Genomic DNA, 18,852 nt, shown 5'->3' on the forward strand with positions numbered 1-18,852 from the left:
TCTCCAAGGGAACGCCCCCATGAAACCCGCGCGCCTACTGCTGACCTGGCTCGCCATTCTGCTGGCCCTCGGCATCGTGCTGGGCGCGTTGCGGGCGCTGGGCGTTGCGGTTCCATCGATGTTGCTGTCGATCCACTGGGGGTTGCTGCTGGCCCTTCTGGCCCTAGCAATACTTGATGCCGTACGCCTCAAGCACTTGCCCTCGCCCCGGGTGCAACGGCAGATGCCCGGCAGCCTGGCACTGGGTCGCTGGAGCGAAGTGCGGCTACAGATCAGCCATGACTTTGCGCAGCCGCTGAATGTTCAGGTCTTCGATCACGTCCCCGACGGCCTGGACTTCGAAAGCCTCCCCTTGTCGGTCGAGCTGCAACCCGGTCAACACAGCCAGGTTGGCTACCGCCTGCGCCCGCTCAAGCGCGGTCACTTCAGCTTTGAACACTGCGAAATCAGCCTGCCCAGCCCATTGGGCCTGTGGGCCGGCAAACGTCTGCTGGACGCCCTCGACCACACCCGCGTCTACCCGGATTTCGCCAGACTCTACGACGGTCAACTGCTGGCGGTGGACAACTGGCTCAGCCAATTGGGTATCCGCCAGCGCCAACGGCGCGGCCAGGGGCAGGAGTTTCATCAACTGCGCGAATTTCGCGAAGGCGACAGCCTGCGCCAGATCGACTGGAAGGCCACTGCCCGCCATCGCACACCGATTGCCCGGGAGTACGAAGACGAGCGCGACCAGCAGATCATCTTCATGCTCGATTGCGGCCGGCGCATGCGCAGCCAGGACGGCGAGCTGGCGCACTTCGACCACGCCCTCAACGCCTGCCTGCTGCTCAGCTACACCGCGCTGCGCCAGGGTGACGCCGTGGGCCTGAGCACCTTCGCCAGCGAACAGCCACGCTACCTCGCACCGGTCAAAGGCACCGGCCAACTCAACGTGTTGCTCAACACCGTGTACGACCTGGACAGCAGCCAACGCCCGGCCGACTACCAGGCCGCCGTCACCCAACTGCTGACCCGGCAAAAGCGCCGAGCCCTGGTGGTGCTGGTGACCAATCTTCGGGATGAGGACGACGAAGAACTGCTCACCGCCGTCAAACGGCTCGGCCAGCAGCATCGGGTGTTGGTGGCGAGCCTGCGGGAAGAGGCCCTCGACCGCTTACGCCAGACGCCGGTGCAAACGTTGCCCGAAGCCCTGACCTATTGCGGGACAGTGGATTATTTGAACGCCCGGGCCGAATTGCATGAGCGCTTGAGTGCCCATGGGGTGGCGGTGCTGCAAGCCCGGCCCGGGGAGTTGGGGGCCGAGCTGGTGACGTTGTATCTGGGGTGGAAGAAGGCGGGGAATTTGTAGAACCTCAGAAGCGTTGTCAGACCGTACTTCCGTCGTAACGGTTACGGATCGACAAATGAAAATTATCGTCTCCAAATTCGCCTATTGAAGCCTCACCGCGTTCATCGGTGCGAATGCCGTAAGGCCCTCCGTTGACGAGTACCTCAAGCCCGGCGGCGACTTTATTCGAATACCGAGAACGGGCACGAATGCTCTTTATACGATCAGGTGGCGGACTCGTCGTTGAGCTGTCCGTATTCAGTCTCGTCGTCCAACGTTCAACCTTTACCAGGTTATTGCCCAATGACATGGCCAATACCTCAGTCGTCTCCCCCGACTCCACGGCTTCCATGTGCAAGGAGAAGTCCGCATCCTGGGTCGTATTCAAGAAATTCAACTGCCACGTCACGCCCTCCGGGCCCAGCAACTGGGGAGTGTGCAATGGGGGGGTGATCACCACACCGAGATCTGCGGCGGGCTCCCCGCTCCATACCAGTTTTACATTTTTATTCAGAAACTGGCTGGAGGAGTGCGGTCGCACGGTAAAGGTGTGCCTTGCGCCATGGCAGGGATAGGCACTGCCTCCAAAAGTCACTGGAATTTCGTCAAACGTGTTCTCAAACTCCGGCTGACTTATTTGCCCCGGCAAGGGCGGAGACTTCGGCATCCCGCTCATCAGCGGCATATCGAATTGCAGTACAAACGGGTCAATCTGGGTCTCCTGGGTGGAGATAGACCAACTCAACGCAGTACTCCCCGCCTCCATCGCCACCAGCTGTCCCAACGGCGGATCGAATACCAAACCCTGTGCTTCTTCGCCCGGCTTATATTCCAGAAGGACTTGCGCATCCGGATCGCCGATCAACCAGCTGTACTCATAATCCAGCGTCAGCGTGCAAACCTCTCCGGGGACCAGATTCAGTTCCACGTCAGGCCACCTTACGGGTTGGCCATTGATGTAGGGGTTGAATTCCTGAAGCCAGGTCATGTCATTGGGTACTGATACAACTTTCATAGGTGCTACCTCCCAGCCCACGCTAGCGCTGCCCTTCAACTGAACCGGGTACGAAGAGAAAATGACCGCCGGCAGAGCCAGTGACACCCAGGCAATACACGGAGAAAGCAAATCGGGTATTCAGCGGCAGCTCGACCTTGATGTTCCATTCAAGCTGGGATGTAACAGGAACAGGTCGCAACTCATTGGCCGGTGGCGTGAACACCACGCCAGGGTGCGTACAGGCGATCGCACAATCACGCCCTACATCCTCCTCGCGAAACTTCACGCTGATGGTCGCTTCGCTTTTGACAAACCTGTAGGGATACGTTATCGCCCACACATAAGGCAAGCCATCGATCCTCACTTCAGTTCCACGAAGCAGCGCATTGCTTACATCAAACAACCACACATCGACAAACGTGCTTCCAGCATCACCCGGTTGACTCCAAACAGAAGCCGTCAGCCTGGCAATGCCGGTTTCGGTGTGGTGTTCGCCCTGAATATCGCAATAGGCCACACCGGTAGCGTCAGTCTGGGTAACAACGGTTGGGTGCCCCGTGAAATCCCACGTCACGTCTACGCCGGCCTGAGGAGTTTTGTCGATTCGGTGACGCACCAACACCTGCGCCTTCATGGATTCGTTAAAAAGAATACCGACCTGAGGAACACTCAGATCCACCACTTCGTAATCAGGTCTGACAGACCCTCCCGGCAAGGGCGGAGACTTCGGCATCCCGCTCATCAGCGGCATATCGAATTGCAATACAAACGGGTCAATCTGGGTCTCCTGGGTGGAAATAGACCAACTCAACGCAGTACTCCCCGCCTCCATCGCCACCAGCTGTCCCAACGGCGGATCGAATACCAAACCCTGTGCTTCTTCGCCCGGCTTATATTCCAGAAGGACTTGCGCATCCGGATCGCCGATCAACCAGCTGTACTCATAATCCAGCGTCAGCGTGCAAACCTCTCCGGGGACCAGATTCAGTTCCACGTCAGGCCACCTTACGGGTTGGCCATTGATGTAGGGGTTGAATTCCTGAAGCCAGGTCATGTCATTGGGCAGCAGCTCAAAGGTCAGACCTGCCACCTCCCATCCCGCATAGCCCCCCGTGACAATGGCGTATAGCCCCCCCTTCCGCACGCCAGGCAACCTGAACTGCACCGGGGCTTGCCCGTCGGCATTTGTCCGGGTCGGCGCAATAGTGATGTGGGGATACTCCCACCGCACCTCGACGTCTTCCAAGGGCTCGCCGGTCATGGCCGACACCACGGTCACGAGCGCTGAAACCAGCTCGCCGATATGACCATTGGCTTGGTCGCTGGTGAGCGACTGGATTTCCCGGGGCTCGTGCAAGAAGTACGACAGCGCCACCGATGCCGCGTACGGCCCTTCCCCCACCGTCGCAGTCAACTGTGCCGCGCCGGGCGTGGTGGGCACATAACGCACGCGCGCCACCCCGTAATAATCGGTCACGGTGGTCACTTCCCCCAGGTCATCACCGCGCCAGGTCACGATCACCCCGGCAATCGGCCTGCCACTGATGGAGGAGATCACGGTGACCTGTTCGACCAGTTCCTGCTCCCACTCCAGTATTTGCTGAACCCCGCTGTCCCAGCGAATCTCCAGCACTTGCTCGCCCTCGCCCAACGACATCGCGTTCGCCGGGGACAGGCTGGCCAGACGCTGGGACGCCAGGCGCAAGGCAAAGCTGCCGTCCCTCAGATCGCCGGCCTTGAGCGTGAAACGCAAGCCCTCGCTGGGAAACTCGCGAGGCATTCCCAAGGGGTCAGGTAAAAAGCTGATGCCCAGTTCGGTGGGCCCGGTTCCGGTCATGCCAAGCGTCAGCTCACGCTCGAACAAAGGGCTGTTCTCGGAGGCCATCAGCTCAAAAACATGTTCGCCCTTGCGGCGCGGAAAGTAGGTTTTTTCACCCCAGGGTCGCGCGGGCGCGCCATCAAACCGGACCGTCAGCCCCGCCCACGGATCGCTTGCCAGCGCCATGACCTCAAAGTTGCGCTCCTCTTCGTAGCCGTCGTAACGACTGCTGACCGAGGCCTTCACCGCCTGGGTGCCGGCGGCGGCCGGCGCCACGGCAAAACCCGACCAACCATCGGCGTCGGTGGGTTGCGCGCTTGAACTGCCCGCTGTCCAGGTCACCGGCACCTGCTCCACGGCACGCCCGGTGAAGTGGGAAACCACCTGGACCCACAGCCACGCAGGATCCTGCCCGACCACTGGGTCGACCGGCGATTCGCGCCAGCCCTGGATCCTGACTTTGTTATGCGCCAGCGTCATCGGCTTGGCCGTGGCGACGAAGTCCAGCGCAGGCACTGCCCACGCCAGGGCAAACTCGCCCGGTTGTTCACTGGCGGTAAAGTCCAGCGTCCAGATCGCGCCGCCGTCGTTGATCGGTTGCGCAAGATTCAACGCAGGGCGCACCGTTGCCCCCAGTTCCTCGGCGGGTGTCCCCGACCACGCCAACGTTGATTCCAACCCCACCAGCGGGCTCAGCGCATTGGGTAAAACGCTAAAACGATGAAGCGCGCCCAGACACGGATAAAGCGCCTGGGCGTCCAGTGCGGCGGTTATCTGGTCGAGTCTCAGGCTGACTTCTTCCGTCAGATTCTCGGACATCAATCGCCCCGTCAGCTCGCGGACGACTGAAACGCTCTCCAGGCGCAACTCCAGCTCAAACAGGCTGCTGGTGCTGCTATTGACCTGTGAGGCGAGCGTCCATTGCGCACCGGCTGCCACCAACTGCTTGGGCGTTCCAAGATCACTGGGCACCAGCCCGATATCCGGCGCCGTCCCGCGCCAATGCAGACTGATGTTCTTACCGATCCACGAACTGCCGGAATTGGGCAGCACTTTGAGTGTGTGCGTCTGCCCGCGCCAGCAGAGCACACCGAGCGCATTGCGCTCGACCACCTCGCCATCGAGCAGAATACTGACCTCGTTTTTCCAGGGGCTGGTGGCAATCGCCTTCACCTCAAACGGGCGCTCCACCGCCACGGCCTCGCCATGGCCCTTGATGCTGGCGATGACCACTTTGTCCCCCGCACTCTGCGGCGTGTACAACACACTGGCCCAACCGCCGATGCCGGTGGTAACGGTGGATAGCGTCTCGCCCCCGGTTTTCCATTCGACCTGGGCATTGATGACCGGATCGCCGTCGCCGCTGGCCACGAAGTGCACCACCTGCACCCGCAACAGCACGCTTTCGTTTTCGTCCACCACGGGAAACTTGTTGGCCTCTCGGACTTCACCCACCCGAACCAGATTGCGCGCCAGCGACATGTTTTTTTTCGGTGAAGGCAGCAACAGTTTCGAACAGGTCAGTTGCAGGTCGAACCGACCGTCAGACCGATCTTCGTTGGTCAAGGTCCAGGCCAGTTCGGCGCCGGTGACCGGCACCGGAGCTTCAAGGGCCGGGCTGACGGCCACCCCCAGTTGCTCGTGGGAATCACCACTCCAATGCAACGACAGCTGCGTCCCCTGCAAGGGGCTGGCGGCGGGCAGTTTCACGTCGAGGGGATACTCCGAGCCGCGGTTGGGGTAACCGGTTTTTTCCTCCCAACGCGACTCAACCCCCTCGACCACCGTCAGCACATCCTTCCACGGATCCGTGGCCAGCACCCGCACTGTCAGGGTTTGAGTCAACGTGCCAGAGGCGTAGTACAGGCTCTCGACCGACGCCTGGATCTCGACATCACCGGCCTGCGTCGGTTGAAAATCGAAGTAGGCCCAGCCGTCAGTTCGGCTGACGGCAACGCCGGTGACCTGCCCGGTCGTGGAGGTCCAGTTCACGGTGCGGTCGCTCAAGGGTTGCCCGGTGTAATAGGAAGTGACCTGCACCCCTAAGCGCACACTTTGGTCGTATTCAAGCACCGGGTAATACGCCGCCTCGAGCACGCCACGAAAGGCCAGCCGATGATGCCCCAGGGACACCTGCACCGGATAAGCATCGGCGGCGTACTGGTTAACCAGGTCCATCGAAAACAGATAGGGACCGTCTTCACCGATCGCCGGGCAGTCCAGGGCCCAGGCCGAATCCAACGGGTGATCCACACCCCAGGCCGGGGTCGCGAGCACCGCGCCCTGGGGGTTGTCATCGCTGGTCAACGCGGCTTGGGTGCCGGCCCATGCATTGTCCGGATCGGGCCTGAATTCAAGCTGATGAGCCAAGTCACCCGAGGCCCCCAGGCACACGTACAAAGGCCCGGTTGCCGGCAGTGTCTGCTCGTCAAGCTTGAACGCTTGCATCAGCACTGGCTCAAGGTACACCTGGAGGTTGATGCGCGTAATGCGGATGGCCCCGATGTCGTCTTCGGGGGCGTTTCGCGGGCTTTGAATATTCAGCGTGAGGGTGTCTTGAGCGTTGAACGGCAGGTCCAAGGGTACGTTGTAGGCAATAGGTCTGTAATCCAGCGGCTGACCGTCCCTCAGCCGTGCCTGATCCTCCTCCACATCCCGGGCTGCTCCTCGCGGCAACAGGATTTCCTGCTCCTGCGGATGTTTATCGCTGCTAATGACCAGCCTGCCCGGTTCGGTGTGCCTCGTCTCGCATAAGAAGGTGAGGACGTAGCGCGCTGGAGCGCCTGGATCCTTGGGCGCCGTCAGCGCCTGACTGACCGAAGCCTCATCGCCGATGATTAGAAAACTAACGAACTCCTCCTCCCCCTCATACCATTCCTTCCCAGTGCCCAGGTCGCCCGGAATCGGTCCCCGTGTCCAGTGCTCGATCCAGTTTTCAAAGTCGCCATTGAGCACCAGATTTTCATTGGCCAGGACAATCGGCTTATTCATGGCGAGCTGCTCCTTCGGCGGTTGAGTAGGGGGGAGTCAGGCTGATCTGATCTTCGACGGCTCGCACGAACGGTGGCTCGCCGGCCCTGGCCATGTAACGGATGCGCACGATGATGTCCGTCAACGACAGCAGCGTGCTCTTCTGCGGCTCCTGGACCGCCCTTGGAAAACTCAACAGCCAGCGTGAAACCACCCCGGTGTTTTCGAAGGGGTTGAGCATGTTGTCATCGGGTTTCATCGCCACCATGCCGTGGTCGCCAAGCCCCATCGACAAGGCGATCTGCTGACCGCTGCGCAGGTTGATCTGCACATCGGAAGGCGCCACGTTACCCACGGGATCATGCAAGTACTTCACCGCTGGAAGGGATGCCTTGGTAGCCGTCATGCTGCTGATCTGCAGCAAGGTGGCACGTACATGTTCATAGGGCCCGATCAGCACAGGCAGGTCGACCTCGACCGAGCTGATTTGCCGGCAGTAATGCCCCGGGTGGTCGCGGTCGAACAGCAATTGAGAGAGTTTGAACTCCAGCGTTCCCTTGGTGCGCAACTGATCCAGGGCGCTCGCCCAACTGCTGTTGGGGGCCTGCGGGTCGCTCGCATCATCGAACAACTGGCGCAAGGAAATGGTTTTGACCAGTTCCAACCGCCGTTCAAAGCGTTGCAGGTACTCACGCTCCATGCGCATCAAATGCCCGCGCAGGTGTTCGCCTGCCGTCAGACCGTGGCGGTTGTCCAGCCAGACCTGGGGCAAGGGGATCTGCGAATCATAGTCACCGGTTTCGGCACTCAGCGAGGCCTGGGCGCTGAGGCACAGACTGACGACGGCATCGTAGGCCTGGTAATGCAACGCCTTGAACTGACCCAGCAGCCAGCCATACAGCTCGGCATTGGACGCGCGCTTTTTGATGAAGTTGTACACCGTCAAGGCCTGGTTGTTGGCCAGCAGGGTTTGATCCAGCGTGGTTTGAGCGGCGCTCACCGCGTGGGTCTGAGCGGTGATTTGCGCATCGAGCGCACGCACCTCCGCCTGCGCCTGATTACGTTGCAGTAGCCATTCTTCACGGCGACGCCGATAACTTTCGGTGGTGGCCTGTTTGTCCGCGTCCATTTGCAACACCGACGAAGCAACATCCAGACCGAAACAAACCGCGTCGGCTATTTTCTCGAGACGATGCCCACCGGCGGCCAAACCAAAAATATTGGGCATCGAGGCAATCACGGCGCCCGCGGGTTTGATGCTTGCCGAGGTCAATGCCAGGATTTTGGAAAGCTGCAAGCTCTCCATGACCTCGTATTCGACCTTCGAAACGTTTTCGTTGTAGAGATGCTCATAAGCGGTTGCCCGTTCCTCTGCCACCGCCCGGCTTTGCTGCAGCGCAGTCCTGCTCGCCTGGAGCTGAGTGATGTTCTGTTCCTGCACCGTCTGGGCGTAGCTGCCCAGTTCCACCAGATGGTTCTGTTGCAGTTCCTGCTGCTCGGCCTGGTCCCGTTGTTCAAGCAGACGCAGCACCTGGGCGCCGTGATCCTGGAGCGCCTGCACGGCGCGCAATGCCACCTCGAACGTCGTGCGCCAGCGGAAAGCCCCCACCACCAACCGACCGCCCATGGGCCTTGGCGCACCGACACCACCGGCCGCCAGGTCGCGCAACAACGCGTTGGGATCGGTGGGTGGGCTGAATAGCGGTGTGTCCAGTGGCTTGCCGTCCAGGGTGAGGTTGTTGCGCAGGTTATGCAGGCGCTGGCCGGGCAAGTCGTACAGCGCGAGCAACTGCTCATTGATCGGAGCCTTGAAAGGCTCGTTGGCCAACAGCCCCAGCAGCGGCGGCGCTTCGGCGGCCACGGGGAAATCCGCGAGGCTGAACACCAGGCTTTGCTCGAACTGCTCAAGCGCCGGCCGCGACCTGCTTTTGTTCATCAAGCTGTCCACCGTATCGGTTTCCCAGCGGTTGACCGTGCGCACCGCCGGTGCCTTGCCCATCAGAAATTCGGCCTGCACGTAACACAGCTTGGCCGCCACCAGGCTGTCACGGGTGAGCTGGCGGTAATACCAGTCGCCCCAGGCCAGCAAGTTCTTGACGTACTCCGAGAACACCAGAATCTGAAAGTGCCGGGGCGCCGAATAGCCGATGGCGTCAGGGTCGGTGGGCGCCTGGGTTTCACAGCCCAGGTTGCCGTTGCTATTCAAAGGGCGGCAGCGCCAATACTTCGGTTTGGGATTCGGGTACTGAGGGTCGTTGGCCGGGTCGGCCGGCGCTTGCGGGTCGAACAGGTAATGCAACCATTTCTGCGCTTCCAGGAAGCGGTCCTCGGTGCGCAAACGTGTGGCCACCAGATGCGGCAGGTGGAAAAACAGCTCCCAGAAAAACAGACCGTTAGCGCCGTCGAAGGCTCCGTTCGGCTCGCTGATCGTTTGGCTTTCCGGGGGCGGCTCCGGCAGAAACTGCGTGTCCCAATCCAGCACCGCCTCGACGGAGATATTCGAGCGCTGCACCAGCTCGGGGCCGAACAGCGAATTCAGGCGGGCGTACTTAAGGGTTAGCTCGGGTTGGTTGAGGGAGAGAAACTGCGCTGCATCGAGGCTGTTCTTGAGCAGTGAGACAGGGGCAAACTTCGTGACGTTGATGATGGTCAGTTCGAATTTATTTCGGCCATATCCACCCGTGGTTGCGGTATGCCCGAACGAAAACGTTGTTGGCTCCGGCCATGAGCCACTCTCACGCTGAAACTCCTGCCATTCGGTACTCCAGCCACCGGCCAAGGGAAAACTTCCCGAAATGGGTGGAGGGTCGCCGGCTGGATTTTGCAACGTCAGGTCAAAGGTGGCGTCTCCGGTCAAACCCGTTGGCCTGCAATAGCCCTGCACAAACAGCTTGTCCATGTCGGTGCTGGCGTCGCGAAACACCACCGCCTGCAGGCTCAGGTACGGTGTCAAACTGCCCGTCCTCTCCACGGAGGTGACCATGGTCGGCTGATTCATCAGCGGATGTTGCACCGTCTCAGCCGTGACAAAACGCTTGAGTGCCGCGTGTTCCAGCCAGCCGCCATCGTCCCAGGGCACGGGGCGGAACAACACGTCACGCACCGCAAACACCTTGAGGGAGTCCTCAGCGCTGGTCAAAAAAACGCCCAGCTTGCCCTTGGGGTTGTAGGGGTCGGCCCACACCGTCGCAATCAACCGGGCGCCTTGGGACAGGTCGTCGTCATGCACGCTGCTGTGCAGGCTCAGCGGTGCCGACCATCGGCCATTCTGGGCCATGAACGCCACTTTGATGTCCAGCCGGTGCGGCAGGCTTACGTCGTCCTCGTCCACGCTTTCGACCTTGTACTGCCATTCGGCCCACACCAGGCAGAGCCTTCCGCTCCAGAACACCGGGCGGATATCCAGTATCGTCACGCCCGTGGGCGTGTCCACCGGCAGCCATTCACTCCAGGCCGCCGGGTTGATGGCCGGGCAAGTGGGAGAGAGCTCGACCTCGGCCTTGCGCCAGAAGTATTGGTAAGGCGGCACACGCTGGCGACCGACAAAGTAGTAGTCGGCCCGGGCCGGCGAGACGCTGTCCATGTAGCTGCTGAGCACGTCCAGGTTGCAGGTTTGCTCGAAGGTTTGCAGGTACTCCTGCAAGGCAATCTGCACCGAATCACTGTTCAAGTGTGCCTGATTGAGGTTGTTTTCAAGGGTCTTGAACAGGCTGGTCTTGCGCTGCCGCACGAAGGGGTTGATGAAGTTTTCCGGGTACAGCGCGATCATTTGCAGCGCCGACCAATCCGGGTAGTTGTTGTAGAGCTCCCAGGTGGCCAGGTCCCGCTTGTCGAACTCGGTGTCGGCATAGCCGGGTTCCAGTTTGCGGTAGGCGGCGTGGATGAACTGCTGGGCGCAACTGGTCGCTTCGGCGACCCAGGAGCTTTGCACCGGGTAACTGTCCAGGGGATCCAGGCGCAGCAGTTCGAACAGGTCCGCCGGGGTCCGCAGGAAGTTGTACGGAGGATTCTGACCACTTTTTTCAACGTGCCCGAGGCTGTATTCGATCAGGGCGGTCCGGCGTTTTTCGAGCAAGTCACTCAACGTGTTCAGAGTCATGGTACTTGCTCCTCGCTTTCAAAGATGATGGGCGGGAAATTAGCTAACACGTTACCTTCAGGGGCAACGCTGATCTGGAACTTGCCGCCAGTAGGGCTGGAAACAAATGTTCGGGCCACGCCCTCCTGGTTGGTGTAGCTCTGATCCGGTCGATAAACCACCGTGCCTCCCCCGTCGTCCAAGTCACTGCTTAACCAGCGCGTCAGATGGTTTTTCGCAATGTTTCTATGGACGTCCTTGATGGTGGCGTAGAGTTCGACTTCCTGACCGGCAGGTACCGCTTCCAGAGGTACCGGTGACATGGACCGTAGTGGGATGACTATGTGTTTAGCATCGATAGTGACCTCGACGGTCGGGGCATACTCGCGCTCAAACAGATCGAGCCAGAATTGCGGCGTGTCCCACCCCGTCACCTTGCCCGGTTTGTACACGGCCTCAACCACGCCGTCGGGTTCCGTAGCCTTGGTTTCAACGGTCCCCAGTTCAGCGCTCCAGTAAACGTTGACGCCGCTCAACGGGTTCCCGTCGCTGTCCATAAGGGTGACGGTGAAGGTGATTGTTTCATCAGTCCCAGCCACCACCGTGGACTTGTCCGGATTGCACGTCACAGTAACGAGCTGCTTCAGATCCCCGGTAAAGGTCACCAACGGCCTATCGGATTCGGACAGGCTCAGCAAGGCATGTTCGGCGGCGGCCTTGTAGGCGGGTTTGTTGATCTCTTCTGGCAGCCCGCCCATCAGGAAAATCGTCAAGGCATCCATGCCGGTGCGCGCCGCCAGCACCCGGACCCGCATCAACAGATCGAGCTGGGGCAGGTTTTTCAGGATTTTTTGCGCAGATTGGAAGCGGCTGACGCACTCGCGCACCTCCTGCACGCTCCAGTCAAAAAACCCGGCCAGCCGGATGGACGCCGCTTGTTCGGCCAGACGCAGTGCATGCCCCCCTATCGGAGAAGGCAGCGCATTGACCTCGCGCAGGTAGTCGAGCAGCGTCTGCGCCGGCTGGTCGCTCAGCTCGAACGCACGGTTGAGGGTGGTCAGGTAATAAAGCGTGCGCACCGTGAACGCGTGCTTGTCGTCCTGGTCCAGCCAGGCTTTATGGCCGTAATCCAGATAGTCGCGCAACACCTCTGCGCTCAGCTCAAGTTTCGCCACCACCGCACTGCGACGGCGCACATCGGCCAGCAGCGCAAGCAATGGGTCAGCCAAGGCGTTGCGTCGCTTCACCGAGCCTTCAAGATGCGAAAGGTCACGTTCGAGCACCAGACGCAGCAACCGGCTCACCGTTGAATTGGCCCACGCCAGCACCTCGAGCGCTTGCTCGGAACCGATACCCGTGTAAACCGCCAGGCATTCCTTGACCACCGAGACCTGGGCGTCCCTGGCCTCCAACACCACGGCGAGGAGCCTCTCGACGATGGCGGGGCGCTCCAGTTCATATTGTTCACCAAGGCCGATGGTCACGGCGTAATCAAGCTCTCTTCGCGCAAAGTCCAGGTATTGAGCCTCGGTTCCCGTGCGCGACATCACCAGCCCATCGGACTCGACCAATGTCGTTTGCATCCCCAGCAGCTCCAGCCAACTGGCGCCCGCCATCGCCGGCACACCGCCCATCAGGATCGCCGAGTGGGTGAGCATTGCGCCGGGCAACAGATTGAGCAACTGCTCAAAAAGCCGACCCTCAGCGTCCCGGGAAGCGTCCAGCGCAGAAGGCGGCGAGACCTGCTGCACCATCCAAAGCACCGGCAGGTCGTGATCGGCACACCAGTCCACACACAATTGCATGGCCTGGATGAGGTTCAGCACATCCGGGCTATCGCTTGTGGTGGAGTTGATCCGGGGCACACCCGCCAAACCGTTGAGCCAAAGCTCCCCACCCAACACCGTCAGCAACAACACGCCTTCGACCGGGGTAATGCCCAACAGCCGGGGCAGCTTCACCATGCGGTAGAAACTGGACACGATCGCCAGGTTACGCGGCAGATTGTCGCCGTCGATGCCATGGGCATTGGCAATCGCCAGGGCCAGGTAGTTGTAGGTCTGCAGGTCGATGCCCAACGCGCTGCACAATTGGCTGACGGTCAGGTCGGGCACCTCAGGTGCCGGCACGATCGGAAACGTTCCGCCGTCGAGCTTCAAGGGGTCACGGTAATCGCCCTGGCCATTGAAGAGCTGATCGAATTGGGACAGTGCTTCACCGCGACCGTAAATCGACAACTCATCGATAAACACGGCAAAGTCGTTCACCGGGCATTCACAGCGCTCGCGCAAGGACTGAAACAGCCCGAGGGCATGCACGACCTGTTCGGTGATCCACCAATCATCGGCCGGCGCACCACCGCGCACTTCAGCCTTGATGGCCGCCACCAGCAGCGCATCCACCTGTTCGCTGGGCAGTGCCAGCCATTGATCCAGGCGCAACTTGCGATTCATTCGGTCGTAATGCGCAAGTCCCGCCGCGTCGCCTGGACTCACGGAGAGTTTATGAAGAAACGAATTGCCCTCTCCGCGACCGGTAATATGGAGAGCGGGGTGGGCATTGGCGTTGAGGTAAACCGAACCGGAGCGCCCGCTTTCCGGTTCTTCAGGCACCTGCGACGAGTACGTCACATTGGCCGAACGCACTGGCGCAAAGCCCCGTACCGACAGCAAAGCCTCGAGCCCCTGGGTGTCGAGCTTGGTCCGTTCGCCGAAGAACGGCACCTCGTTGAGGTCCTGCCAAGTCAGCGCGTCGGCGCCGAAGTTCTGCATATAAAAAATCATGTGTTCGTATTCGCCTCCCTCCCCTTCTCCCTCAAACTCTACGGGCGGCTCCGTCAGCAACCGCCGCTGATAAGGCCCCAGCCGCGACGCATGGGCCAGGGCCGGGCCCACATCGCTGTACCAGGCCTGGGTCTGGAAAAAATACGGAAAGGACGGGCTCACGCTTTGGGCAAAACTGCCCACCGACAGGCCATGGTGGCGGGCAACGGTGTCCACCGTGACCCAATGCTGGAAGTACGGCAGCCCGTTGGGATAACGCGCCTCGATCATGGCCTGTTCCAGGTCCTCTGGAAGCAGACCGATAAACTTTTCCAGCACCGGGACGATGATGTCCACCGACGACACCGATTGATGCACTGCGTTGAAATCGATGCTCAGCGGCTTCAGGTCTTTGCGCCGGTCATGCAAGGGCAACTTGCTTGTGTCGCTTGAAACCGCTTCGATGCGTTGCTCGATCCACCGCATCAACTCAATCAAATACGCCACGGGTGATGCGAAGGACTCCAGGGCCTGGGGTGGGCACAAGCTGTCGAACTGAGGATTGAACAAGAGCTCGAAACTGGGGCCTTGAACCATCGACAGTAAACCACTGCTTGCCCGCCGCTGCTCTTTTGCCGAACCGTACAGGGTGTGCTCGATGAACTGACGCCGCAGGTAAATGGCCATGCTGTTGAGGCGCCGTAACAGCTGACGAGCGTCATCGGCGCTCACGCCAAAGTCCCTCACCAATCCCTGCACGCCCTTTTCCACCAGCGTAAAGATCGAACCGCCCTCTTCGAGGTACGTGTGCAGCGTTGCGTAGTGGGTGAGTTGTTGGTCACTGAACACCTGATTCAGCAGCTGTAAAGCGGGGCGGGAGTCAGCCATGGACGAGTCCTCGAATTCGATAACGGCCCGGAGCGGCCCGACGAAGCCGTCAGGCCGAGCGTTTGCTTAACGTGATTTGGCGCTTGCGAGCCCAAGCCGTCTACTGTCAGAACCGACAGGTTTCATGACCGTTTATCGGGAGTTCGATGCTTGGGTCGGGCTGCTGGGCGGCCGGACTTCGAAGCGCTCGCTCTCAACCCAATCGGAAGTCGTCGCGCCATCCGCCGTGTCGGTGATGGTCTGCCTGAACCGGCACCAGTTGCCGCCAGCGGACAGCGATTGCGACGCCCCGCCCTGCCAACCACCCGCTTCGACGTTGAGATCCGAAGCCCAGACTTGATCCGGATTGAACCAGCTCACCACTTGCCCAACACCCGGTCTTCCCTCGCCTTCGAAGCGAACCGGGTTGTCGACCCAACCTCCGACCACGGGCACGTCGATGGAAGGCTGATAGGTGCCCAGCACCACCGACCGCGCCGGCGAATCGGCGGAATCAAAACCCTCGCTCGACGCCACGGCCATCAGACCGTAGAGGCCGCCGGGTTGATCGAACTCCACCGTCACCGACCAGGTGCGATCCTCCAGCACCGGGCTACTGCCCAGCACCGCATGCGTGGCGTCTCCCAGTTTTACCGTCACGGTATCGCCCGGTACACCGAAACCCGACACCACCACGCGCCGGCCGATGGGCTCGTCGGTGGTCGGGGTTTCAATGAACGGGGCAGCAGGCACGACGTTGAAGGTCAGCGGCGCAGTGTCCCTGGAGGGCCGACCTTCGAAGCGTTGCCGGGCCACAATCGTGGTTTCGCCTACCGGCAGGGTCACGTCAGCGCTCCAGCCGTCGGCGCCCACAAAAACATCTTCGATCAACGGCTCACTTGCGCCCTGGAGCCAGATATCAACCCGCCCGCCCTGCATGCCCCTGCCAGACAACGTCATGCTGCGCGGCAGGTTGCCGCCCGGCTGCGGCACGTCAAACTCCGGTGGCAACACCACCACCTCGAACCTCAGGGTTTCACTGCGCTCGGACGGCTCCCCACGCAGGGTCTGTTGCGCGTCGATGGTGTAGGGACGAAACTCCAGCACGGGCAACTCGACGGACCATTCGCCGTCGGCGGTCAGCACTTTGGGGTCGCCCAGCTCCGTTTGAAATTGCGCGTCACGCACTTGCATCGACGCCTCGGCCATGCCGTCACGCCCACGGACGGTCAGTACGCGACCGACCTCGGCGCTGGGGGTGGGGTAGGTGATCACCGGTTTGCGCATGGGTGTGGCAACCGTGAAGGTCCTTTGCGCAGGCGGTGAGGGTTGCTGGGCGGCGGTCTGGATCAGGGTCGCGGTGTGGGTGACCTCGGGGGCAAACGGCTCGGTGCGCCGGAAACTCCAGGTGCCGTTGTTGTTCTCGACGGGGTGTTCGGTGGCGCTGTCACTGAATGTGAGTGTCAGCACCGCCTCCGGCCAGCAGGTGCCACTGAGGTTGGGCGAGAGACCATTTTCCACGGGCACGTTCATGACCGGTGCCAGCGGTGGGATGGTGACCTCGATTTCCTGCCAGGTCGGCGATTCCTGACCATCCTTGAATTGTCTGATTTTAACCTTGCGCTTGAACGTCGGCCCCCACTCCGCTGAGGCGGGGCTCGACCACACACCGCCGGACACCGTTCTTTCGGGGGCTGCTGGTGAGTCGTCGGGATTCAGAATCTTCACCGTCGCACCGTTGAAACCTTTACCCGAGAACACGGGCCGGTAAACCGGTGTGTAGGTGATATCGGTCGGGTCTGGAAGTCTCAGGTTGACCGGGAACGTGTACGGCTGCGAGTCAATCCAGCCATTGTCACCGTCGGGAAACCGCTGGACAGCCTTCACGCTGTAAGAACCAAATGGCCAATTTGTTGCGGTTGTGTTCCAACTGCCTCCATTCACCGGTACAGGGCCCGGCGCTGGGGCATCAGGCCCACTGACAACCGTGATCTGGACGGTTGAACCGGTGTAGCCGCTGCCTTCGAACTTCACCGAGGTGTCTGTCGGCGTGGTGACGGTGACGTCGGTCAACTTGGGGGGGCGCACTTTAAACGCCTGGGCAGTACTCAGTCCCGACGGGACGGTTTGATAGGTTTGTTCCGCCACCAACGAAATCGTCCCTGGCCGCACTTGCACGTCGACATTCCAGGAACCGTTCGCCTCTACCCTGCCTGGAGGACCGACCGGATCACCGATGACATCGAGCCTTACTTCGACGCTGGCGCCCGGCCTCCCGTGTGTTCCGTATACAGTGAAACCCATCTCTTGAATGGCGGTGGACGCGGTGATGACCGGTGGCCCCATCACTTCGAAAGATAAGTAATTGGTGTAACTGAGAACCGGGCTGCTCTGCACTTTGTATTCGGCCCGCACCGTATAAGTTTTACTGGACAATGGCACCGATGGCCTGACTTCCCATGTTGTCTCTGGCCCTACGGCAGTCATCGAAGCCAATTCAGTTGTGCCGTCGAGTACTCTGATGCCCATGCCGGGATCAATCGGAGTTTCACCCGGAAAGCAAACCCCTCCGAAAACAACCTGAGCGGGATTCAAAAAACCGGCCGATTGGGGCTTGGTTAGGGTGGTTGGACGCCTGACAACGGTCTTTGGCCGCGTTATTCCATGTGCAGTTTGGGCGGCGACGTACCTTAAGTCCGACTCGTTTCGCATGGCGGCGTGCACCGTCCAGCTACCGTCACTATTGACATCGTAACCCGCGCCCAGGCTCTCGGCCGTGCTGGCATCCAGAATCATTACGCCAATGCCGGGTCTGGCGCCGACACCTGAAACAAGAAATGTTGATTCTGGGATATAACCCGACGGAGACAAGATTTGAAACGCAGGATCATGAGTCTCCATGTCCTGTGTGTTTTCGCCAGACTCGTCGTTTTCAGTATCGTCGTCAGTGTCCATGACGCACTCCGTAGTTTCTGGTTAACAGGCTGGCGATATGACTAGTTCGGTCGTGGGCTCATTGAATATCCATCTCGCGAATCTAAACACCTGTTAGTTCTGACAGTGCCGACGAGTGGCGGGGGCCCCGGTGCAGGAAAATTCGGGTGACTACAGCGCCTTGCGCAACGGACTACAGATCCGCCAGAATCCGCCGGCTTGTGCGCCTTGGCCTTGCCCCGTAATTTGATTCGTGTCGCTGACAACCAGCGATCGGGTTTAGTCGCCCGGTAATGAAGTGATGTGCACAAGCGTCATCCAGTCGGGCTCCCCTATCCCCGCACTTGATGGTGGCTGTTCGCAGGGCGCTCTCGGGCGCGCCGGTTTCACTTCTCACCGGTCGACTAACCTGCGTCCAGCCGCCACCCATCGTTTAGTCGCGAACCGGGTGGCAGCGCTATCAAAGAGAAGTGAATATGATCAAGCCAACACCCAATCCCCCGAAAACCGATTCACAACCCGCTCACAAAACCCTCGACACCAAAAAGCTCGACAAAGCCGCGCAAAAAGCCCTGGACCACTACCTCAAGCCCAACGCGGACAAACCGGACAAACCCGAACGACAACTCGACTACTTCATCGTCGCCCCCGACGCCGACCCCGAAGGCATGCTCGCCCACACCTACGAAACCTTCTGCTCGGTAAGCACGCTGATTCTGGATTTATCGGAAGACCTGGAAGGCGCCCCACGCAACCTGGCCCTGGCGATTCACCAGATGGGCGAGATGGGCGTGTTGTTGCTGGAGAAGTTGCTGGATAACGAGGCGAAGGTTCAGCGCTAAGGCAGCTCTGGAGCTGCCGAAGGCTCGGGCCGCGTTCGGACGATCTTTCGTTCAGGACTCAATCGTCTGGAAAAAGATCGCAGCCTCGTTGCACTCGGCAGCTCCAAGCGTCCCGATTGGGGAACGTGCTGGTTAAACAATTTTGGGTTTTCCGCATAAAAATCCGCAAAAGCACCGGAAATCATCTATCGTACGACATCACTAAACCAAGCAAATACGGGCGTTATCAGCCGTTTTATTTTCCGCAGAAATT

The 18,852-nt window shown here is 60.4% G+C and carries 7 protein-coding genes; 2 read left to right on the forward strand and 5 right to left on the reverse strand.

Annotated features, from left to right (window positions below; translation table 11 throughout):
- The first annotated feature begins 19 nt into the window (after positions 1-19).
- Positions 20-1,351, forward strand: coding sequence for a DUF58 domain-containing protein (locus tag GKKCFE_RS20170; protein ID WP_439125210.1), 1,332 nt, complete (start codon positions 20-22; stop codon positions 1,349-1,351).
- Positions 1,352-1,367: 16 nt separating this feature from the next.
- On the opposite strand, the gene GKKCFE_RS20175 is transcribed toward GKKCFE_RS20170, so the two are convergent.
- The 5 genes from GKKCFE_RS20175 to GKKCFE_RS20195 all read right to left on the reverse strand — a co-directional run bounded on the left by GKKCFE_RS20175 (position 1,368) and on the right by GKKCFE_RS20195 (position 17,352).
- Positions 1,368-2,258 (reverse strand): hypothetical protein, encoded by an 891-nt coding sequence (locus tag GKKCFE_RS20175; protein ID WP_316912147.1) that lies wholly within the window; start codon positions 2,256-2,258, stop codon positions 1,368-1,370.
- A gap of 109 nt (positions 2,259-2,367) precedes the next feature.
- Positions 2,368-7,137 carry a hypothetical protein gene (locus GKKCFE_RS20180; RefSeq protein WP_445577021.1) on the reverse strand — a complete coding sequence of 1,590 codons (4,770 nt, stop codon included), beginning with the start codon at positions 7,135-7,137 and terminating at the stop codon, positions 2,368-2,370.
- Positions 7,130-11,215, reverse strand: coding sequence for a Tc toxin subunit A-related protein (locus GKKCFE_RS20185; RefSeq protein WP_445577022.1), 4,086 nt, complete (start codon positions 11,213-11,215; stop codon positions 7,130-7,132). Before GKKCFE_RS20185 ends, GKKCFE_RS20180 begins: the two co-directional genes overlap by 8 nt.
- The gene (locus GKKCFE_RS20190; protein ID WP_445577023.1) at positions 11,212-14,844 is read right to left on the reverse strand and encodes a Tc toxin subunit A; all 3,633 of its coding nucleotides are present in this window, start codon (positions 14,842-14,844) and stop codon (positions 11,212-11,214) included. The genes GKKCFE_RS20185 and GKKCFE_RS20190 overlap by 4 nt, the downstream gene beginning before the upstream one ends.
- A 132-nt stretch (positions 14,845-14,976) precedes the next feature.
- Positions 14,977-17,352: a hypothetical protein gene (locus tag GKKCFE_RS20195; protein WP_316912151.1), complete on the reverse strand. Its 2,376-nt coding sequence runs from the start codon at positions 17,350-17,352 to the stop codon at positions 14,977-14,979.
- An 881-nt stretch (positions 17,353-18,233) separates the two neighbouring features.
- Between GKKCFE_RS20195 and GKKCFE_RS20200 the strand changes: the two genes are divergently transcribed.
- Entirely contained in the window at positions 18,234-18,599 is a 366-nt protein-coding gene (locus GKKCFE_RS20200; RefSeq protein WP_188250897.1) for a DUF6124 family protein, read from the forward strand.
- The last annotated feature ends 253 nt before the right edge of the window (positions 18,600-18,852 follow it).

The sequence above is a fragment of the Pseudomonas sp. E141 genome (assembly GCF_052659885.1).